Genomic DNA, 384 nt, shown 5'->3' with positions numbered 1-384 from the left:
CGCCGACTGGTTGGGCGAGCGGGGGTAGGATGCTCGCTGATCGGTCCTCACAAAGCGCAACGCCCCTCCCCTCCCCTATCCGCGGGCTTGCGGATTCACAGATCGGGTTTGGGATCATCGTGCGGTTGCCAAATGGGGCGGCCCGGCCGGCTCATGCGCCCTCCCTCCCCCCTCTGCGGGGGAGGGAAAGTCTCGCGGTTCGGCCGCCGAGGACCAATCCATGGCCCGCCTGAAAAGCAAGATCGTCATCTCCGACGAGGCCGCCGCCATCCTGCAGGATGGCGCCATGGTCGCGGTCTTGGGCTTCTTTGGCTGCGTTACTACCGACGACCTGATCCTGCTCCCGCTCCCCCGTTTTTGACCCCGCCACGGCCGCCCACGGCT

The 384-nt window shown here is 67.2% G+C and carries 1 protein-coding gene; it reads left to right on the top strand.

Annotation, left to right across the window (positions count from 1 at the left end; genetic code table 11):
* Positions 1–220 precede the first annotated feature (220 nt).
* Positions 221–361, top strand: a complete 141-nt coding sequence (locus tag MKK63_RS10615) for a hypothetical protein (protein ID WP_244001412.1) — start codon at positions 221–223, stop codon at positions 359–361.
* The last annotated feature ends 23 nt before the right edge of the window (positions 362–384 follow it).

This window comes from Methylobacterium sp. J-088 (genome assembly GCF_022829295.1).
Classification (GTDB): Bacteria; Pseudomonadota; Alphaproteobacteria; order Rhizobiales; family Beijerinckiaceae; genus Methylobacterium.
Note: the sequence above shows the minus strand (reverse complement) of the source record. Positions and strands in the feature narration are given on the sequence as shown.

Excerpts from the sequence above, each read along its gene's own strand:
- MKK63_RS10615 (WP_244001412.1), top strand. The coding sequence starts at position 221 with ATGGCCCGCCTGAAAAGCAAGATCGTCATCTCCGACGAGGCCGCCGCC.